Here is a 17,576-nt window from a genome sequence, read left to right as displayed (position 1 = left end):
CATGCAGGGGATGCGGTGATGAGGGGGATGCTGGTCGCGCTGTTGCTGGGGACCTGCGCGACGACACTCGCGCAGGAAGCGACAGCGCGCCAGCATGAGCCGAACACACGCGTGCCGCAGGGCGTAGTGCGCTATGCGCCGAGCGGTTTTCCGGACCGCATCGTGGCCTCGCCGGCGCAGGATGCGGCGACCGGCTTTTCGGTCGCATGGCGCACCGGTACCGTCGTCCAATCGCCCAGGCTGGAGATCGTGGTCGCGGGCGATTCGCCCGACATGGGCGAGCCACGCACGGTCGGCGCGACCAGCAGGCCGCTGAAGACCGAGAACGGCGAAGCCCATCACCATCGTGCGGACGTCGACGGGCTGCAGCCGGACACGCTGTACGCGTGGCGCGTGCAGGGCGACCGCACCTGGAGCGCGTGGCACCACACGCGCACGGCACCGTCTGCGGGTTCGCCGTTGACGCTGCTGTACTTCGGCGACACCCAGAACAAGAACGTCAGCCTGACCACGCGCGTGGTGCGCGAAGCGATGCGGCATGCGCCGGACGCGCGGCTCGCGCTGTATGCCGGCGACCTGGTCAGCGGCGGCGATGGCGAGGACGACAACGAGTGGGGCGAGTGGTTCGAGGCGAACGAAGGGCTGCCGACCTCGCTGGTCGTCGCGCCGGCACCGGGCAACCACGAGTATTTCGAAGAGTTCGAGGACACCCCGCAGGAACGCCGCGTGCTGGGCGCGCACTGGCCGGTGACGTTCGCGCTGCCGGGCAACGGGGTGGCGCAGGCGAAGCGGACCACGTACTGGTTCGACTACCAGGACGTGCGCGTGGTGGTGATCGACGGCACCTCGGCGCTCGATCTGGGTACGGCGAAGGCGCAGGCGGGATGGCTGGACGACGTGCTCGCCGCCAATCCGAAGCGCTGGAGCATCGTGCTGACCCACCAGCCGTTCTTCTCGCCGCGCGAAGGGCGCGACAACGTGCTGCTGCGCCAGCACCTGCTGCCGGTGATCCGCAAGCGCAAGGTCGATCTGGTATTGCAGGGACATGACCACGTCTATGGCCGCCTGAAGAACGACGCGCCGACGCCGGTCTTCGTGGTGTCGGTTACCGGTGCCAAGCAGTACCGGCTCTCGGACGAAGCGCGCAAGACCATGCGGCCGGTCGCCGAGGACACGCAGCTGTTCCAGGTGGTGCGCTTCGATGGCCCGCGCCTGCGTTACGAAGCGCGCACGGCGACGGGGCGTTTGTACGACGCGTTCGACCTGGTCGATGACGGCCCGGCGGGCAAGCAGCTGGTCGAGCACGCGGAAGGCCGCATCGACGAACGCACGTGTACGCGTGCCGAAACCCTCAAGGGCCGCACCGACCGCTGCTGGGAATAAGTCCTTCGTTGCAGAGCCGAGCTTGCTCGGCTGCTTTTCTCGCGCCGCCAACCCGTTACAGAAGCAGCGGAGCAAGCTCCGCTCTACGCAGGAGTTCCCTATGAAGCGTGTTTTCGCCATCGCGTTGCTCCTCGTCTGCATCACGGCACATGCTCGCGAGTCCCATATCCGCCATCCGTTCCTCGCCCAGCAGCCGAAAGCTGCGCCGGAAGAGGTGCTGCTGGCGGTCGAGATCCCGGCCGGCAGCATGATCAAGTACGAGATCAACGAGGAAGGTCTGGTCTTCGTCGACCGCTTCCAGTCGATGCCGGTGGCGTACCCCGCCAACTATGGTTCGATGCCGCGCACGCTGGCCGGCGACGGTGATCCGCTGGACGCGCTCGTGCTGACGCGCGAGCCGCTGCATCCGGGTGTACTGGTGAAGTTCCGGCCGATCGGCGTGCTGCGGATGCTCGATGATGGCAAGCACGACGAGAAGATCATCGGCGTGCCCACCGACAAGGTCGACCCGACCTATGCCGGCATCCGCGACCTGGCCGATCTGCCGCAGATCGAACGGGATCGCATCGAGGCCTTCTTCCGGGTCTACAAGGATCTGCCGAAGGGCCGCAATCCGGTGCAGCTCAATGGCTACGGCGATGCGAAGGAAGCGAGGGCGCTGATCCGCGAATCGCTGGAGCGCTTCACACCACCGTAGGGTGGGCCTTGGCCCACCGGCGGTATCCAGACGGCGGGCCAGGGCCCGCCCTACGGAAAAGAAAAAAGGCGAGCCGAGGCTCGCCTTTTTCATGAAGCATCTGCGTAGGTCAGGCCGCCGCGGCCTGGCTGATCCGCGGACCCTCGCGCAGCGCCTTGCCCACCATGGCGACCAGCAGGTCCAGTTCCTCGCCGTCGATGGCGAAGTGCGGCGTGAAGCGCAGCGAGTTGGCGCCGCCGTGGATGACGTTCAGGCCCTGCTGGCGCAGCCATTCCTCGGTGGAACCGGTGCCGTAGCACTTGAACGCCGGCGACAGTTCGCACGAGAACAGCAGGCCGGTGCCCTGCACGTTGGTGATCATGCCGCCGAGTTCGCCCTGCAGCTGCTGCAGTTTCTGCACCGCCTCGGCGCCGCGCTTGCGGATGTTCTGGCGCACCTGCGGGGTAAGCTGGGCCAGCGTCGCGCAGGCCACGTCCAGCGCGCGCGGGTTGGTGGTCATGGTGTTGCCGTACACGCCCTTGCGGTACAGGCCGGCGGCGCGCTCGTTCACGGCAAGCACCGACAGCGGGTACTGCGCCGCGTTCAGCGCCTTGGAGTAGGTCTCCATGTCCGGCGCATCCAGGCCCTCGAAGCCCGGATAGTCGACGATGGACAGCACGCCGTGCGCGCGCAGGCCGGCCTGGATGGAGTCGACCAGGAACAGGCTGCCGTGACTGCGGGTCAGTTCGCGCGCGGCGGCGTAGAACGCCGGCGGCACCGAGCGGCCCGGGTCGCCTTCGCCCATCACCGGTTCCAGGAACACGGCCTCGACGAACCAGCCCTTGGTCTCCGCATCGGCGAAGGCCTGCTTCAGTGCGTCCACGTCGTACGGCGGGATGGCGATGACCGAGTCCTCGCCACGGTAGCTGGCCAGGTGCTGCTGGTAGGACTTGCGGGACGAATCCGAGTACAGCGCAGGGCGCTCGGTGCGGCCATGGAAGCTGCCTTTCACCACGATCCGCTTGATGGTGCGGCCGGCGTGGCGGCCATCGGGATCGGTCATCAGCTTGCTGTTGATGTCGGCGATGCGGGCGGCCAGGCCCACGGACTCCGAACCGGAGTTCAGGCACAGGAACTTCGCGAACGGACAGCCGCCGCGGGTGTGGCCGATTTCCTTGCGCAGGGCGCGGTCGAAGCGCAGCTGCGACAGGCTGGGAGTCATGATGTTGGCCATCACCTGCGGGCGCGCCATCGCCTCCAGCACGGCGGCCGGCGTATGGCCGAAGCCGAGCATGCCGTAGCCACCGGCGTCGTACAGCACGGCGCCCTTGAGCGTGACCACCCACGGGCCGCGCGCGGCGAGCGCGATGTAGGGGTTGATGGCGTCGTCGGCGTAGAAGTTGACGTAGCCGGATTGCACCACGCGCAGCTGCTCGGCTTCGTCCATCGCCAGCAGCTCGGAGAACTCGTCCTGCAGGCGCGCGTGCTCGGCGGCGGCAGCTTCGATCACGGCGACCAGGTCCGGATGGCCCTTCGCCAGTCGTTCGATGGCGGTGTCGTCCAGGCCGCGGGTCAGGCGCTGGCCCGGATGGGCGCGCAACGGGGCGAGATGGTCGATCAGGGCCATGGCAATCCTCCGGCAGGAATCGGCAAACCCGTATTATCGGGATTAATTCGTCGTTTGACAGTTGTGAACTGCGCGGATTTGGAGGATATTTCGTCGATTCGACGAATCGTGCCCGTTCAATGAAGCTCACCGACGCCGACCAGCAACTGCTCTCAATGCTCCGTGAGAACGCACGGGCCTCCACCGCCCAGATCGCTCGTCGTCTGAACCTGTCGCGGACCACGGTGCAGAGCCGCATCGAGCGGCTGGAGCGCGAGGGCGTGATCAGCGGCTACACGGTGCGCGTGCACGACGAATACGACCGCAGCCACCTGCGTGCGCACATCATGATCGCCGTGCATCCCAAGCAGATGACCTCGGTGGTCGCCGCCCTGCGCGCGATGCCGGAACTGCGCGTGCTGCACTCGGTCAGCGGCAGCCACGACCTGATCGCGGTCGGCGCGGTGCCCACCGTCGGCGACATGGACGTGCTGACCGACCGTATCGGTGCGCTTGAAGGCGTGGAGCGCACCACGTCGTCGATCGTGCTCTCGACCAAGTTCGAGCGCTGACCACGGAGCGCACCGGCGGGCTCCCGTACAATGCACGCCCCCGCAAGGCCCCGACCGTGAAGAAGTCCGACTTCCATTTCGACCTGCCCGAGGCGCTGATCGCCCAGGCGCCGCTGCCGGAGCGCTCCGCCAGCCGGCTGCTGGTGGTGCCGCCGGGCGCTGAGCCGTTCGTCGATCGCCACGTGCGCGACCTGCCGGAATGGCTGCAGCCGGGCGACCTGCTGGTGTTCAACGACACCCGCGTGATCCCGGCGCGGCTGTTCGGGCAGAAGGAAAGCGGTGGCCGGGTGGAGATCCTGATCGAGCGCCTGCTGCCTGAAAATGCCGCGCGTGCGCAGGTCGGCGCCAGCAAGTCGCCGAAGCCGGGCAGCCGCATCCAGCTGGATGCCGGCGGCGAGGCGGAGGTGATCGGGCGCGATGGCGAGTTCTACCAGCTGCGCTTCCATGTGCCCGGCGCGCTGGAAAGCTGGTTGCAGAAGGCCGGCCGGTTGCCGTTGCCGCCGTACATCCAGCGTGCGCCGGGGCAGGACGACGACGAGCGTTACCAGACCGTGTTCGCGCGCGAACTGGGTGCGGTGGCGGCGCCGACCGCTGGCCTTCATTTCGACGACGCGCTGTTGGCGACCTTGCGCGATCGCGGCGTGGACTTCGGCCACGTGACCCTGCACGTCGGCGCCGGCACCTTCCAGCCTATGCGCGTGGACGACATCCACGAGCACCGCATGCACAGCGAATGGCTCAACGTGGGTGCCGCATTGGTCGAGCAGGTGCGTGCGGCGCGCGCGCGTGGCGGGCGCGTGATCGCGGTGGGCACGACGGTCGTGCGCGCGCTTGAATCGGCGATGCGCGATGGCGAGCTGCAACCGTTCGCAGGCGAGACGCAGATCTTCATCTTCCCCGGCTACCGCATCCGCAGCGTCGATGCGATGGTCACCAACTTCCACCTGCCGGAAAGCACGTTGCTGATGCTGGTCAGCGCGTTCGCCGGCAAGGACCGGATCATGGCCGCCTACGCGCACGCGGTGCGCGCGCAGTACCGGTTCTTTTCCTATGGGGACGCGATGCTGTTGTTTCCGGAGGAAGCCAAGTGAGTCGTGCCCGTGTCGCGCCAGGAATCGGATCGTCATTCCGGCGGAAGCCGGAAACCATTTTGATTTTGGCTTTCAGCCGCAACACCAACAGCAAAATAGATTCCGGCTTTCGCCGGAATGACGGGGATGGGTCGCGCGGCAGGGTGGTCGCATGAGCCGCATGTCCTTCGACCTGTTGACTACCGACGGCGCCGCGCGCCGCGGACGGTTGACGTTCCCGCGTGGCACCATCGAAACGCCGGCGTTCATGCCGGTGGGCACCTACGGCTCGGTGAAGGGCATCCTGCCGGAACACGTCGAGGACCTGGGTGCCGAGATCATCCTTGGCAACACCTTCCATCTGTACCTGCGGCCCGGCCTGAACGTGATCGGTGCGCATGGCGGCTTGCACGGGTTCGCGCGTTGGGACAAGCCCATCCTCACCGACTCCGGCGGCTTCCAGGTGTTCTCGCTGGCGCACCGGCGCAAGATCACCGAGCAGGGCGTGACGTTCGCCTCGCCGGTGGACGGCAGCAAGGTGTTCCTCGGTCCCGAGGAAAGCATGAACATCCAGCGTGTGCTGGGATCGGACATCGTCATGATCTTCGACGAATGTCCGCCGGTGAACCTCGATGGCAAGCCGGTCGACCCGCGCGTCATCGAACGATCGATGGAACTGTCGCTGCGCTGGGCCGAGCGCTCCAGGCGCGCGCACGAAGGCAACGACGCCGCCCTGTTCGGCATCGTGCAGGGGGGCGTGCACCACGACCTGCGCACGCGCTCGGCGGAGGGGTTGAGGGCGATCGGTTTCGACGGCTACGCGATCGGTGGCCTGGCGGTCGGCGAGACCGAGCAGGAGCGCAACACCACGCTCGAACACACCTGCCCGCAGCTGCCTGCCGACCAGCCGCGCTACCTGATGGGCGTGGGCCGGCCCGAAGACCTGGTGGAAGCGGTGGCGCGCGGCGTGGACATGTTCGACTGCGTCATGCCGACCCGCAACGCCCGCAACGGCCACTACTTCACCTCGGCCGGCACGGTGCGCATCCGCAACGCGAAGTACGAACACGACCTGCAGCCGATCGAGCCCGGCTGCGGCTGCTACGCCTGCCGCAACGGCTTCACCCGCAGCTACCTGCGCCACCTGGACCGCTGCAACGAGATGCTCGCGCCGATGCTGGGCACGCTGCACAACCTCTGGTACTACCAGCAGGTGATGGCGCAGATGCGCGCGGCCATCGCGGAAGGGCGGTTCGCCGATTTCCGGGCCGCCTTCTATGCGGCCCGGGGTGTGGCCCCCGCGCCCCTGTAGGCGATCGGACCTCCTTCGGTCCGTTCCCTCGGTGGGAGCGGGCCACGCCCGCGATGCCCTCCTTGGGTCGCCCGAAGGGCATCGCGCCAATGGGGCGCTCCTACAGGCTTAGCGGGCAAGGCGGAGCCCCCGAGGTGGAGCCGCGTGGGACCACCGGCCGGGAACCATCCGGCGCCGATGCGGTCTTTTCCGGTCCGGGCCGGTGGAGAAGCCCGGGCGGGGCTTCCCGACGCGTGGCATAATCCCCGGCTGCTTTTCATACCCAATGGACAAGTCCATGAATCTGCTTGATTTCTTCGTTGCCCCCGTGTTCGCCCAGGCCGCACCGGCCCAGCAGGGCATGGGCGGCTTCGGCCTGCTGATGCCGATCGCGCTGATCGCCATCATGTACTTCCTGATGATCCGCCCGCAGATGAAGCGCGCCAAGGAGCACCGCTCCATGCTGGACAAGCTGTCCAAGGGCGACGAAGTCATCACCTCCGGCGGCATTGCCGGCACCGTCACCGACATCGGCGACAACTTCGTGACCCTGGAAGTGGCCGACAACGTGCGCGTGCGCGTGCAGAAGGCCGCCGTGGGCAACGTGCTGCCGAAGGGCACGCTGAAGTCCGCCTGATCCGCCTCCTCCGTGCCGCTGCCCAGGTGGCGGTGCGGATTCCGTTGTTTCCGAACCATTGTTGAGCGCATGCCCGGGAAGGGCCTGCGCGGGTCGCCACGATGCTTGAATTCCCTCGCTGGAAATACGTCCTGATCCTGATCGTCGTGTTGGCGAGCGCGCTGTATGCGCTGCCCAACCTGTACCCGCAGGATCCCTCCGTGCAGATCACCGCCAACCGCGGCTTCGCCATCGACGCCGCCCTGCGCGGACGCGTCGACGCCGCGCTGAAGGACGCGGGCGTGCAGGCCAAGGAGGTCGACACCGAGGCCGCCAGCATGCTGGTGCGCCTGCCCAGTCTGGACGCGCAGACCACGGCCAACGACGCACTGCGCAAGGCGCTGGGCGACGACTATCTGGTCGCGCTGAGCCTGGCGTCCACCGTGCCGGACTGGCTGGGCACGACCGGTGCCCGGCCGATGGTGCAGGGCCTGGACCTGCAGGGCGGCGTGCACTTCGTGCTGCAGGTCGACCAGAAGGCGGCGCTGGACAAGCGCGTGGACGGCTACCTGGAAGACACCCGCGTCACCCTGCGCGACAAGCGCATCCGTTACACCTCGGTCGAACGTCGTCCGAACAACAGCATCGTGGTGACGCTGGCCGACGGCGAGGACGTGGCGGCGGCGCAGCAGGCGCTTGCGCAGACGCTCAGTTCGCGCGGCAACAATGCCGGCACGCTGGCCACGGGGTCCGGCCTGACCTACCAGGCCACCGGACAGCAGATCACCATCGGCCTGCCGCAGGCGGAGCTGGAGCAGATCGCCAGCGAGGCGATCGAGCAGAACCTCACCACGCTGCGCAACCGCATCAACGAGATCGGCGTGGCCGAACCGATCATCCAGCGCCAGGGCGACGACCGCGTGGTGGTGCAGCTGCCCGGCGTGCAGGACACCGCCGAGGCCAAGCGCCTGATCGGCGCGACCGCGACGCTGGAATTCCGCGCCGTGGTGGAAGGCAATGCCGCCGACGCCGTGGCCAGCGGCCGCATCCCGCCGGAGGCCAAGGTCTACCAGTTGCGCGACAACGCGGGCCCGGTGCTGCTCAACAAGCGCGTGCTGGCGTCCGGCGACGAGATGGTCAATGCCCGCGTGGGCGTGGACAACAACGGCCTGCCGGCGGTCGACGTGACCCTCAACAACATCGCCGGCCAGCGCATGTTCGACTACACCAGCGCCAATGTCGGCAAGCTGATGTCGGTGGTGTACATCGAGCGCGTGCCGACCGTGACCATGGTCGACGGCAAGGAAGTGCGCAGCGTGCGCGTGCGCGAAGAGGCGCTGTCGCCGACGCGCATCGCCGGCGTGTTCGGCAAGAACTTCCAGACCACCGGCCTGGAGAAGACCGAAGCCGACAACCTGGCCAAGCTGCTGCGCGCCGGTTCGCTGGCCGCGCCGATGGATTTCATCGAAGAGCGCGTGGTCGGCCCCAGCCTGGGCAAGGAAAACGTGGAGCGCGGCACCAAGGCGGTGGTGTTCTCCTTCATCTTCGCGCTGGCGTTCTTCCTGGTGTACTACCGCATGTTCGGCCTGATCACCTGCATCGCGCTGCTGCTCAACCTGGTGATGGTGGTGGCGGTGATGTCGCTGTTCGGCGCAACGATGACCTTGCCCGGCTTCGCCGGCCTGGCGCTGACCATCGGCATGTCGGTGGACGCCAACGTGCTGATCAACGAACGCATACGCGAGGAACTGCGGGCCGGCGTGCCGCCGCAGGCGGCCATCGCGACCGGTTACGACAAGGCGTCGGGCACCATCTTCGACTCCAACATGACCGCACTGCTGGCGGGCGTGGCGCTGTATGCCTTCGGCACCGGCCCGTTGAAGGGCTTCGCAGTGACCATGGTCATCGGCATCCTGACCTCCGTGTTCACCGCCGTCACCGTGTCGCGCGGCATCGCCACCCTGATCTACGGCGGCCGCCGCAAGATCAAGTCCATCGCCATCTGACGGGAGACAGAAGATGAGCCTTTTCCCGTTGCGGCTGATTCCGCACACCACCAACTTCAACTTCATGCGCGTGCGCTGGGTGTCGATCGGCATCGCGGCGCTGCTGGCGATCGCCGCGATCGGCGCCATCGCGTTCAAGAGCTTCAACTTCGCGCTGGACTTCACCGGCGGCACCGTGGTCGAACTGCGCTTCCAGACGCCGCCCGACGTGGATGCCGTGCGCGAGCGCCTGCAGGCCGGTGGCTACGGCAGCGCGCAGGTGCAGACCTTCGGCACCGGTAGCGATCTGCTGGTGCGCCTGCAGCCCCGCGAGGACGCCGGTACGGCCGCCGACGCCGAGGCCAGCAACCGTACGGCGGCCGATGTGCTGCGCCTGGCGTCGAGCGAGGGCAACGCGGCGACCGTGATGCGCAGCGAGTTCGTCGGCCCGCAGGTCGGCAAGGAGCTCGCGCTCAACGGCCTGTATACGCTGCTGTTCGTGGTGGTCGGCTTCCTGATCTACATCGCGGTGCGCTTCGAGTGGAAGTTCGCGGTCTCGGCCATCGTCACGACCCTGGCTGACGTGCTGATCGTGGCCGGCTTCTTCGCCGCCAGCGGCATCGAGTTCGACCTGACCATCCTGGCCGGCCTGCTGTCGGTGATGGGCTTCTCGATCAACGACAAGATCGTGGTGTTCGACCGCGTGCGCGAGAACTTCCGCAACCTGCGCGCCGAGCCGATGGAGATCCTGAACCGCTCGATCAACCAGACGCTGTCGCGCACGATCATCACCTCGTTCGTCGCGTTCCTGACCGTGTTCGCCCTGTACCTGTACGGCGGCGGTTCGCTGGAAGGCATGGCGCTGTCGCAGATGATCGGCATCGTGCTGGGCACGGTCTCGTCGATCTTCGTGGCCTGCCCGCTGCTGACCATCGGCTTCCTGACGGTCACCAAGCAGGACCTGATGCCGAAGGCGAAGGACGAAGCGCTGCTGGCGCGTCGTCCGTAAGCTCCGGCAGCCAGGGATCGAAAAAGGCCACGCAATGCGTGGCCTTTTTTGTGGGCGCCGGATGTGGGGATGTGGAGATGTGGGTGTGGGAGCGACGTAAGTCGCGATCAACGACCTGCACGTCCCCGTGGGAGTACGCCGGGCCGGGGTCGGTCCAGAGGCGCTTGCGGGCATCTCGGGCAGCGAGGATTGCCGTTTCGCGACTTACGTCGCTCCCGCATCCAAAACAGCGGCGGTCAGCCGTTGAACGAAGCGGCGTAACCCGACGACACGATCGTCTTCTGCAACGCTTCGGCGACCTTGAGGTTGCCGGCGACGATCTGGCGGGGCAGGGCAGTGCGGCCGTCGATCTTGCCGAGCGCGGCGCCGCGGAAGTCGCAGACCTTGCCGCCGGCCTCGCGCACCAGCAGCACGCCGGCGGCGATGTCCCAGTCCTTCACGCCGGCCTCGAAATACGCATCGACGCGGCCGCAGGCCACGTAGGCCAGGTCCAGCGCCGCCGAACCGGTCCGGCGGATGTCCTCGGCGTGCACCAGCAGTTCGCGCACGCATTCCAGCTGCGCGCCGGCGCGGGCGCGCTCGCGCGGCGGGAAGCCGGTGGTGACGACGGTGCCGGCCAGGTCCTTGCGGTCGGCCACGCGGATGCGGCGCTCGTTGAGCTGGGCGCCCGCGCCGCGGCTGGCGGTGAACAGGTCGTTGCGCAGCGGATCGAAGATCACCGCGTCGGTCGGTTCGCCGTTGTCCACCAGGGCGATGGAAACGCAGTAGTGCGGGAAGCCGCGCAGGTAGTTGCTGGTGCCGTCCAGCGGGTCGATCACGAAGGTGTAGCGGCCGTTGATCTGGGCGCCGCTTTCCTCGCCCACGAACCCGTAATCCGGGTAGGCGCGGCGCAGTTCCTTGATGATGACCTTCTCGGCATCGGCATCGACTTCGCTCGCGTAGTCCATCCGCTCCTTCTGCACCACGTTCAGCGCATCCAGCTTGTTGATGCTGCGCAACAGCACGTTGCCGGCGAGGCGGGCGGCCTTGGTCATGACGGTGACGACGGGCTTCTGCATGCGAACGAACCTCGGACAGGCGTGGGGTAGGGCGAACAAGTGGAAAAGAGCGGCACGGCGCGGAGGCCGGCCTGCGCAGTTTACCATTTGCCCCCATGAACACGCCCGTTTCCGTTACCGATTCCCTTTCCCCGGCCACCGCCGCCCGACTGCGCGTGGTGCTGGTCGGCACCCAGCATCCCGGCAACATCGGTGCCGCCGCGCGCGCCCTGAAGACGATGGGGCTGGCCCGACTGGTGCTGGTGGCCCCCGAGGACTATCCCGCCGAAGAGGCCTTCCGGCGTGCGGCCGGTGCCGACGACCTGCTCGGCGACGCGCCCGTGGTGGCCACCCTGGCCGAGGCGGTGGCGGACTGCCACCTGGTGCTCGGATGCACGGCGCGCAGCCGCCGCGTCCAACTGGAGGAACATGCGCCACGCCAGGCCGCCGCACTGGCCGTGGCGCGGGCCGCGGCGGGCGGCGAAGTGGCGCTGGTGTTCGGTCGCGAGCGTACCGGCCTGAGCAACGAGGAACTGCAGCTCTGCCACGCCGCCGTGCATATCCCGGCGAATCCCGAATACAGCTCCTTGAACCTGGCCGCCGCCGTACAGGTACTGGCCTACGAGCTGAGGCTCGCGTTGCTGGAAGGTGTCGCGCCGGCGCACACGGAGCCGGTCCCTCCGGACGAGGCGCCGGCCAGCCATGCGCACATGGAAGGCTTCTTCGCCCAGTTGGGCGACACGTTGGACGCGATCGACTTCCACAAGGGACGCACGCCGGACTCGGCCATGCGCAAGTTGCGGCGGCTGTTCGCCAAGGCCGACCTGAACGAACAGGAAGTGCGGCTGCTGCGCGGCATCCTCGCCGATGCCCAGCGCATGGCCCGGCTGGCGGGCAGTCGCGGGGACGGATCACTGTCTTGAGCTCACGTTTTCCGATAGGCTGCCGCCATCGTTCTGGCGGGCGCCTATCGTTGCGTACAACCTGGTTCCGCCTTGCGCTGCTCGCCCTCGGGGCCGCCCTGCTTGCCGCCGCCGTCGCGCCGGCCAGCGCCGCCGGCGATGAACGCGTCCTGGTCCTCGGCCGCATCAGCGACGACCCCAAGGCGCACTACGAACAGCTCAAGCCGCTGCTGGACTACGTGGTTCCGCGGATGCGCGATGTCGGCATCACCGAAGGCCGCATCCTGATGGCGCGCGACGCGCAGCAGATGACCAGCTACCTGCGCCGCGGCCGGGTGGACTGGGTCACCGAGACCGCCGGCACCGGCATGCGGCTGCAGGAACGCGCCGGCGCACGTCCCCTGCTGCTGACCGAGCGCGGCGGCGTGAGTCGCTACCACGGCGTGTTCTTCGTCCGCCGCGACAGTGGCCTGGAGCGGCTGGCCGACCTGAAGGGGCGGACGGTGGCGTTCCAGAACACGGCCTCGACCAGCGCCTACTTCGCGCCGTCGGTGGCGTTGCTGGACGCCGGCCAGCGGATGGAGATCCTGCTGTCGCCGATGGACCGGCCGTCGGCCGATTCGGTGGGCTACGTGTTCGCCCGTTCCGAGCTCAATATCGCCGCCTGGGTGCACAAGCGCCTGGTCGATGCCGGTGTGGTGAGCAACCTGGACTGGGACGACGTGCGCCGCATGCCGCCGGCCTTCCGTCGCGACTTCCGCGTGATCCACGAGACGCAGGATTTCCCGCGTGCGCTGGAGATGGTGCGCGGCGATCTCGACCCGAGGATCGAGGCACGCCTGCGCGAGGTGCTGATGGAGGCCGCCGGCGATCCCGCCGCGCGCGATGCGCTGAACGTGTTCTTCCGCACCACCCGCTTCCTGCCGGTGGATCCGGCGTCGCAGCAGGCGCTGGATGACCTGCGCCGCGGCGTGATCCGCGTCCGGGAGCAGGTCGAATGAAGCCGATGCGCTTCGGCCTGCAGGCCCGCTTCCTGGCGGCGATGGCGCTGATGCTGGTGGTGGTGATCGCGCTGCTGGGCACGCTGCTGCACCGGCAGAAGGTGATGCAGCAGGAGGTCGCCGACCTCGGCCGCGACGCCATGCACGGGATGGTCGAGGACAGCCTGCGCCGCCACGGCGAAGCCACCGTGGACCAGTTGGGTGACGCGCTGGCCAATCCGCTGTACTACTTCGATCTCGACACGATCGGCAGCATCGTGCGTTCGGCGCAGAAGGAGCCCGACGTCAGCTACGTGCTGGTGTACGACAACCAGGGCCGGATCATCCACGACGGCACCGCCGACATCGCGGTGTACGGCCAGACCATGACCGATCCGCTGGCGTACGAAGCGGTCAACGCGCGCAGCATGCATACGCAGTGGTCGGCGCAGATCGTGGATGTGTCCGAACCGATCATGATCGGCAGCGAGCGCATCGGCGGCGTGCGCGTGGGGTATTCGGTGGCGTCGGTGCGTGCCTACGAAGAGAAGGCGGTCACCGAGGCCCGCGAGCGCCTCAACGAACTGGGTGCGCGCCACTTGGGCTGGATCGCGCTGCTGCTGGCGGCGCTGGTGGCGGTCTGCGTGGCGATCATGCTGTACGCGCAGCGCACGCTGGTCCGGCCGATCCGCCAGCTCGCCCGCGCGGCGCACGATATCGAAGTGGGCAATTACAACGGCGAACGCATGTCCAGCGAGCGCCAGGACGAAGTCGGCGAATTGGTACGCGCGTTCGGCACCATGAGCGACAGCATCGCGCGGCACGACCGCGACGTGCGGCGCATGGCCTACACCGATTCGCTGACCGGCCTGACCAACCGCCTGGCGTTCCGCGAGAGCCTGGACCACCGCCTGATGATGTTGCGCGGCGCCGGCCGCCAGCTGGCGCTGCTGTTCGCCGACATCGACGACTTCAAGCGCGTCAACGACACGCTGGGCCATGAAGCGGGCGACGAAGTGCTGCAGCAGTTCGCGCACCGCATCCGCGACGCGGTCGAACTGATGGGCGGCGACGATGCCTTGCTGGCGCGCTTCGGCGGCGACGAGTTCGTCATCCTCATCCAGGACGGCGACGTGCGCGGCAGCGCCACCCGCCTGGCGGAAAAGCTGGTGGCCGAGCTGGGGCGTCCCATCGTCGTGCAGGACCGCCAGGTGTTCCTGGGTACGTCCATCGGTATCACCCTGTTCCCGGAGGATGCCTCCGGCGCGACGGCGCTGATGAAGAACGGCGACATCGCGATGTACCAGGCCAAGGTGGCAGGCAAGAACTGCTACCGCTTCTACAGCCGCGCGATGGACCAGGCCGTCGAGCGCCGCGTGCGCATGGAGCAGGAACTGCGCGGCGCCTGGGAGCGCGGCGAACTGAGCCTGATGTACCAGCCGGTATTCCGCATGGCCGACAGCCGCATCGTCGGCGCCGAAGCGCTGCTGCGCTGGCAGCATCCGGAGCTGGGCATGGTGGCGCCGTCGGTGTTCATCGACGTGGCCGAGCAGAGCGGATTGATCGAGAGCATCGGGCCGCGCGTGCTGCGGGCGGCGTGCACGGCGGCCGCGCGCTGGGGCACGGATCGCGACGCGCTCGATCCGCTGTTCGTGTCGGTCAACGTGTCGCCGCGCCAGCTGCGCAGCGGCGACCTGCCGGACGTGGTCGCCGAGTGCCTGCGCGACACCGGGCTGGCCGCCTCGCGCTTGCACCTGGAGCTCACCGAAACCGCCGTCATCAGCGACGAGGCGCATGCCAGCGCGCTGCTCGCCACGCTGCACCGCACCGGCGTGAAAGTGTGGCTGGACGATTTCGGCACCGGCTTCTCGGGCCTCAGCCACCTGCGCCGCGTGCCGGTGGACGGGGTGAAGATCGACCGTAGTTTCATCGCCGACATGCTGCGCGACCCCGACGACCTGGCGCTGACCACCGCGATCATCGCGATGGCGCACTCGCTGGGCATCACCGTCGTGGCCGAGGGCGTGGAGAAGGAAGGCCAGTTCAACCTGCTGCGCGAGCGCGGCTGCGACCTGGCGCAGGGCTACTGGCTGGGATATCCGGTCACCGCGGCGGAGTTCGCGCAGCTGGTGGCCTGAAACATCCGGGATGCTGTCTGTGGGAGCGATGTAAGTCGCGAGCTTTTACCGGCATCCGCAGACAATCGCGACTCACGTCGCTCCCACACCCGACATTCCTGCCGACGCCGGACGCGGGGGCTTAGAACCACCGCGCAATCAGCGCACTCGTCGCTTCCACCAGGTTGCCGGACAGGAACCCGAACACCACCACGGCAATACCGCCGGCGATCCATGCCACCAGCAGCAGCGCGCCGTCGCGCTCCAGCAGCGCCAGTGCGAACAGCAGCAGCAGGAAGCCGAACACATAGTTGGTGAACGGGATCGGCAGCGCCAGCAGGATGCCCAGCAGGACCAGCAGCAGGCCGGTGAAGCTGAGCGCGATGCGGTTGTCGAGGAAGCCCGCCATGCGCGGCCGCACCAGCTTCTCCAGCCGGCGCAGCCACGGCGCCATCCGCTGGCGGAAGCGGATCATGGAGCTGCGATGCGGACCGCGCCGGGCGAGGAACCGGGGCAGCCAGACCTTGCGCATGCCGAGCAGCAACTGCACGCCCACCAGCACCACCATCGGGCCACCGATCGCGCCGCCGACGCCGGGCACCGGGATGAAGGCCGGCAGCACGCCGATGAAGAGCAGCATGCCGAAGGCCGCGGGGCCGAAATCCTTCAGCAGGTCGCCGATCCGCAGCACTTCGTCCGGATCGCCGGCCGCGAAGCCGTCGAGCAGCGCGGCGGTGCTGGTGTGGTGGGGTGTTTCGTCGACAGGCATGTCAGACCGCCAGGTCTTCGCCGTCGGTCTCGGGCAGCTTCTGCAGCAGCAGCTTGTCGATGCGGGCACCGTCCAGATCGACGACTTCGAAGCGCCAGCCCGCCCAGTCCACGCGCTCGCCGACATGCGGGATGCGGCCGAAACGCTCGATCATCATGCCGGCGACAGTGTTGTATTCGTCATCGTCCGGCAGCGCCACGCCACCCAGCAGTTCGCGCAGGTCGTCGTTGGGCAGCGAGCCATCGACCAGCAGCGAGCCGTCCTCGCGCACCACCACCAGCGGCGCGTCCTCGGTGTTCTCGCTGGCCTGCAGGCGGCCGACGACGGCGCCCATCAGGTCGCTCAGCGTCACCAGTCCCTGGATCTCGCCGTACTCGTCGACCACCAGCGCCAGCGACTGCTGTTCTTCGCGGAAGATCTCCAGCAGCTTCATCGCGTGAGTGGATTCGGACACGAACAGGGGCTCGCGCAGGTCGCGGAAGATTTCCGGCGACGGATCGGCGAAGCGGTCCAGCAGCGTCTTCACCTCCAGCACGCCGACCACGTCCTGGTCGCTGCCGCGGTAGACGGGGAATCGCGAGAACTGCGATTCGCGCATCGTTTCCAGATTCTCGCTGTAGCTGGCGGCCACATCCAGCCAGGTGATCTTCTTGCGCGGCGTCATCAGGCTGTCGGCGGTGCGGTCGCCCAGGCTCAACACGCGGTTCATCATGTTGCGCTCGTCGACGTCGATCACGCCCTGCTCGTGGCTCTCGGTCACCAGCATGCGGATTTCTTCTTCGGTGACGGCATTGCGGTTGTCGTCGCGGATGCCGAGCATGCGCAGCACGCCGCGGTTGATCGCGCCCAGCACGAACACCACCGGCCGCGCGATGCGCGACAGCCAGTCCAGCGGAATGGCCACCGCCGACGCGATGACCTCGGCATTGGTCAGCGCCAGGCGCTTGGGGATCAGTTCGCCGAAGATCACCGAACTGGCGGTGATCAGCGTGACCGCCGATGCGGTACCGATGGCCGTGGTGTAGCGCTGCGCGTCGGGCCAGATGCCGGACAGCCAGGTCGCGATCATCTGGCCGATGGCGTCGCCACCGAACATGCCGGTCAGGATGCCCAGGCCGGTGATGCCCACCTGCACGGTCGACAGCAGGTTGTCCGGGTGCTCGGCCAGGTGCAGAGCGACGCGGGCGCCGCGGCTTTCCTGCGCCATCTGTTTCAGTTTGAGCTTGCGCGACGTCATCAGGGCCATCTCCGACAGGGCGAAGAAGGCGTTGATGACGATCAGGAAGGCAACGATCAGCAGCTCAAGCACGGGAGCCTCCGTTCATGGCAGGGAGGGCCGGCAAGGCGGGCGGGGTCTGTCGCGGGGGACAGTGGGGGGAAGTAGGGTCGTCGTCCATAAGGTGCACCCGGAGGCGCGGGGCGAGTTTAGCAAAGGGCCACCGGGCCGAGGCGTGAAGCTGAACGCGGCATTCGGCCGGGGCCGGCCCGGGTCGCAGGCCCTGGCACCGGACGGGCTGTCCGGGACCGTCATGAAACCGTCATAATTCCGCCCCTAGAAGCCGT

The 17,576-nt window shown here is 67.9% G+C and carries 15 protein-coding genes; 11 read left to right on the top strand and 4 right to left on the bottom strand.

Annotated features, from left to right (window positions below; genetic code table 11):
- The first annotated feature begins 18 nt into the window (after positions 1–18).
- Positions 19–1,383: a metallophosphoesterase family protein gene (locus tag ASD77_RS00840; protein WP_156383418.1), complete on the top strand. Its 1,365-nt coding sequence runs from the start codon at positions 19–21 to the stop codon at positions 1,381–1,383.
- 100 nt (positions 1,384–1,483) lie between these two features.
- On the top strand, positions 1,484–2,080 hold the full coding sequence (locus ASD77_RS00835) for an inorganic diphosphatase (RefSeq protein ID WP_055935993.1): 597 nt from the start codon (positions 1,484–1,486) through the stop codon (positions 2,078–2,080).
- A 109-nt stretch (positions 2,081–2,189) separates the two neighbouring features.
- On the opposite strand, the gene ASD77_RS00830 is transcribed toward ASD77_RS00835, so the two are convergent.
- A complete protein-coding gene (locus ASD77_RS00830; protein WP_055935991.1) occupies positions 2,190–3,686 on the bottom strand; it encodes an aminotransferase class III-fold pyridoxal phosphate-dependent enzyme in 1,497 nt (498 codons plus the stop codon).
- Between the two features lie 119 nt (positions 3,687–3,805).
- Here ASD77_RS00830 and ASD77_RS00825 point away from each other — a divergent pair, with 119 nt between their 5' ends.
- The 6 genes from ASD77_RS00825 to secF all read left to right on the top strand — a co-directional run bounded on the left by ASD77_RS00825 (position 3,806) and on the right by secF (position 10,208).
- Positions 3,806–4,237 (top strand): Lrp/AsnC family transcriptional regulator, encoded by a 432-nt coding sequence (locus ASD77_RS00825; protein WP_055935988.1) that lies wholly within the window; start codon positions 3,806–3,808, stop codon positions 4,235–4,237.
- Positions 4,238–4,293: 56 nt separating this feature from the next.
- Positions 4,294–5,328: a tRNA preQ1(34) S-adenosylmethionine ribosyltransferase-isomerase QueA gene (gene queA, locus ASD77_RS00820; RefSeq protein ID WP_055935985.1), complete on the top strand. Its 1,035-nt coding sequence runs from the start codon at positions 4,294–4,296 to the stop codon at positions 5,326–5,328.
- Between the two features lie 151 nt (positions 5,329–5,479).
- Positions 5,480–6,619: a tRNA guanosine(34) transglycosylase Tgt gene (tgt, locus tag ASD77_RS00815; protein WP_055935982.1), complete on the top strand. Its 1,140-nt coding sequence runs from the start codon at positions 5,480–5,482 to the stop codon at positions 6,617–6,619.
- Between the two features lie 277 nt (positions 6,620–6,896).
- Positions 6,897–7,235, top strand: coding sequence for a preprotein translocase subunit YajC (yajC, locus tag ASD77_RS00810; RefSeq protein ID WP_055940797.1), 339 nt, complete (start codon positions 6,897–6,899; stop codon positions 7,233–7,235).
- A 101-nt stretch (positions 7,236–7,336) separates the two neighbouring features.
- Complete coding sequence (secD, locus tag ASD77_RS00805; RefSeq protein WP_055935980.1) at positions 7,337–9,220, top strand: protein translocase subunit SecD; 1,884 nt, start codon at positions 7,337–7,339, stop codon at positions 9,218–9,220.
- A 13-nt stretch (positions 9,221–9,233) separates the two neighbouring features.
- Positions 9,234–10,208: a protein translocase subunit SecF gene (gene secF / locus ASD77_RS00800; protein ID WP_055935975.1), complete on the top strand. Its 975-nt coding sequence runs from the start codon at positions 9,234–9,236 to the stop codon at positions 10,206–10,208.
- Positions 10,209–10,444: 236 nt separating this feature from the next.
- On the opposite strand, the gene ASD77_RS00795 is transcribed toward secF, so the two are convergent.
- Complete coding sequence (locus tag ASD77_RS00795) at positions 10,445–11,266, bottom strand: inositol monophosphatase family protein (RefSeq protein ID WP_055935972.1); 822 nt, start codon at positions 11,264–11,266, stop codon at positions 10,445–10,447.
- A gap of 95 nt (positions 11,267–11,361) precedes the next feature.
- Between ASD77_RS00795 and ASD77_RS00790 the strand changes: the two genes are divergently transcribed.
- The 3 genes from ASD77_RS00790 (at position 11,362) to ASD77_RS00780 (ending at position 15,265) form a co-directional block, all read left to right on the top strand.
- On the top strand, positions 11,362–12,168 hold the full coding sequence (locus ASD77_RS00790; protein ID WP_055935970.1) for an RNA methyltransferase: 807 nt from the start codon (positions 11,362–11,364) through the stop codon (positions 12,166–12,168).
- Positions 12,169–12,266: 98 nt separating this feature from the next.
- Complete coding sequence (locus ASD77_RS00785; protein ID WP_055940794.1) at positions 12,267–13,148, top strand: phosphate/phosphite/phosphonate ABC transporter substrate-binding protein; 882 nt, start codon at positions 12,267–12,269, stop codon at positions 13,146–13,148.
- Positions 13,145–15,265 (top strand): GGDEF domain-containing protein, encoded by a 2,121-nt coding sequence (locus ASD77_RS00780; RefSeq protein WP_055935968.1) that lies wholly within the window; start codon positions 13,145–13,147, stop codon positions 15,263–15,265. The genes ASD77_RS00785 and ASD77_RS00780 overlap by 4 nt, the downstream gene beginning before the upstream one ends.
- A 121-nt stretch (positions 15,266–15,386) precedes the next feature.
- On the opposite strand, the gene ASD77_RS00775 is transcribed toward ASD77_RS00780, so the two are convergent.
- The gene (locus ASD77_RS00775) at positions 15,387–16,013 is read right to left on the bottom strand and encodes an exopolysaccharide biosynthesis protein (protein WP_055935965.1); all 627 of its coding nucleotides are present in this window, start codon (positions 16,011–16,013) and stop codon (positions 15,387–15,389) included.
- Between the two features lies 1 nt (position 16,014).
- Positions 16,015–17,322, bottom strand: coding sequence for a hemolysin family protein (locus ASD77_RS00770; RefSeq protein WP_055935962.1), 1,308 nt, complete (start codon positions 17,320–17,322; stop codon positions 16,015–16,017).
- Between the last annotated feature and the right edge of the window lie 254 nt (positions 17,323–17,576).

It is taken from the genome of Pseudoxanthomonas sp. Root65 (assembly GCF_001427635.1).
In the GTDB taxonomy this organism is placed as follows: Bacteria; Pseudomonadota; Gammaproteobacteria; order Xanthomonadales; family Xanthomonadaceae; genus Pseudoxanthomonas_A.
The sequence above is the reverse complement of the archived record's forward strand: the minus strand, read 5'-3'. Positions and strand labels throughout refer to the sequence as shown.

Bases quoted from the DNA above. Each gene is read 5' to 3' on its own strand.
- ASD77_RS00780 (WP_055935968.1), top strand. From the start codon at position 13,145: ATGAAGCCGATGCGCTTCGGCCTGCAGGCCCGCTTCCTGGCGGCGATG.
- ASD77_RS00835 (WP_055935993.1), top strand. From the start codon at position 1,484: ATGAAGCGTGTTTTCGCCATCGCGTTGCTCCTCGTCTGCATCACGGCA.
- secF (WP_055935975.1), top strand. From the start codon at position 9,234: ATGAGCCTTTTCCCGTTGCGGCTGATTCCGCACACCACCAACTTCAAC.
- ASD77_RS00840 (WP_156383418.1), top strand. From the start codon at position 19: ATGAGGGGGATGCTGGTCGCGCTGTTGCTGGGGACCTGCGCGACGACA.
- ASD77_RS00795 (WP_055935972.1), bottom strand. From the start codon at position 11,266: ATGCAGAAGCCCGTCGTCACCGTCATGACCAAGGCCGCCCGCCTCGCC.
- ASD77_RS00790 (WP_055935970.1), top strand. From the start codon at position 11,362: ATGAACACGCCCGTTTCCGTTACCGATTCCCTTTCCCCGGCCACCGCC.
- ASD77_RS00825 (WP_055935988.1), top strand. From the start codon at position 3,806: ATGAAGCTCACCGACGCCGACCAGCAACTGCTCTCAATGCTCCGTGAG.
- tgt (WP_055935982.1), top strand. From the start codon at position 5,480: ATGAGCCGCATGTCCTTCGACCTGTTGACTACCGACGGCGCCGCGCGC.
- ASD77_RS00775 (WP_055935965.1), bottom strand. From the start codon at position 16,013: ATGCCTGTCGACGAAACACCCCACCACACCAGCACCGCCGCGCTGCTC.
- yajC (WP_055940797.1), top strand. From the start codon at position 6,897: ATGAATCTGCTTGATTTCTTCGTTGCCCCCGTGTTCGCCCAGGCCGCA.
- ASD77_RS00830 (WP_055935991.1), bottom strand. From the start codon at position 3,686: ATGGCCCTGATCGACCATCTCGCCCCGTTGCGCGCCCATCCGGGCCAG.
- secD (WP_055935980.1), top strand. From the start codon at position 7,337: ATGCTTGAATTCCCTCGCTGGAAATACGTCCTGATCCTGATCGTCGTG.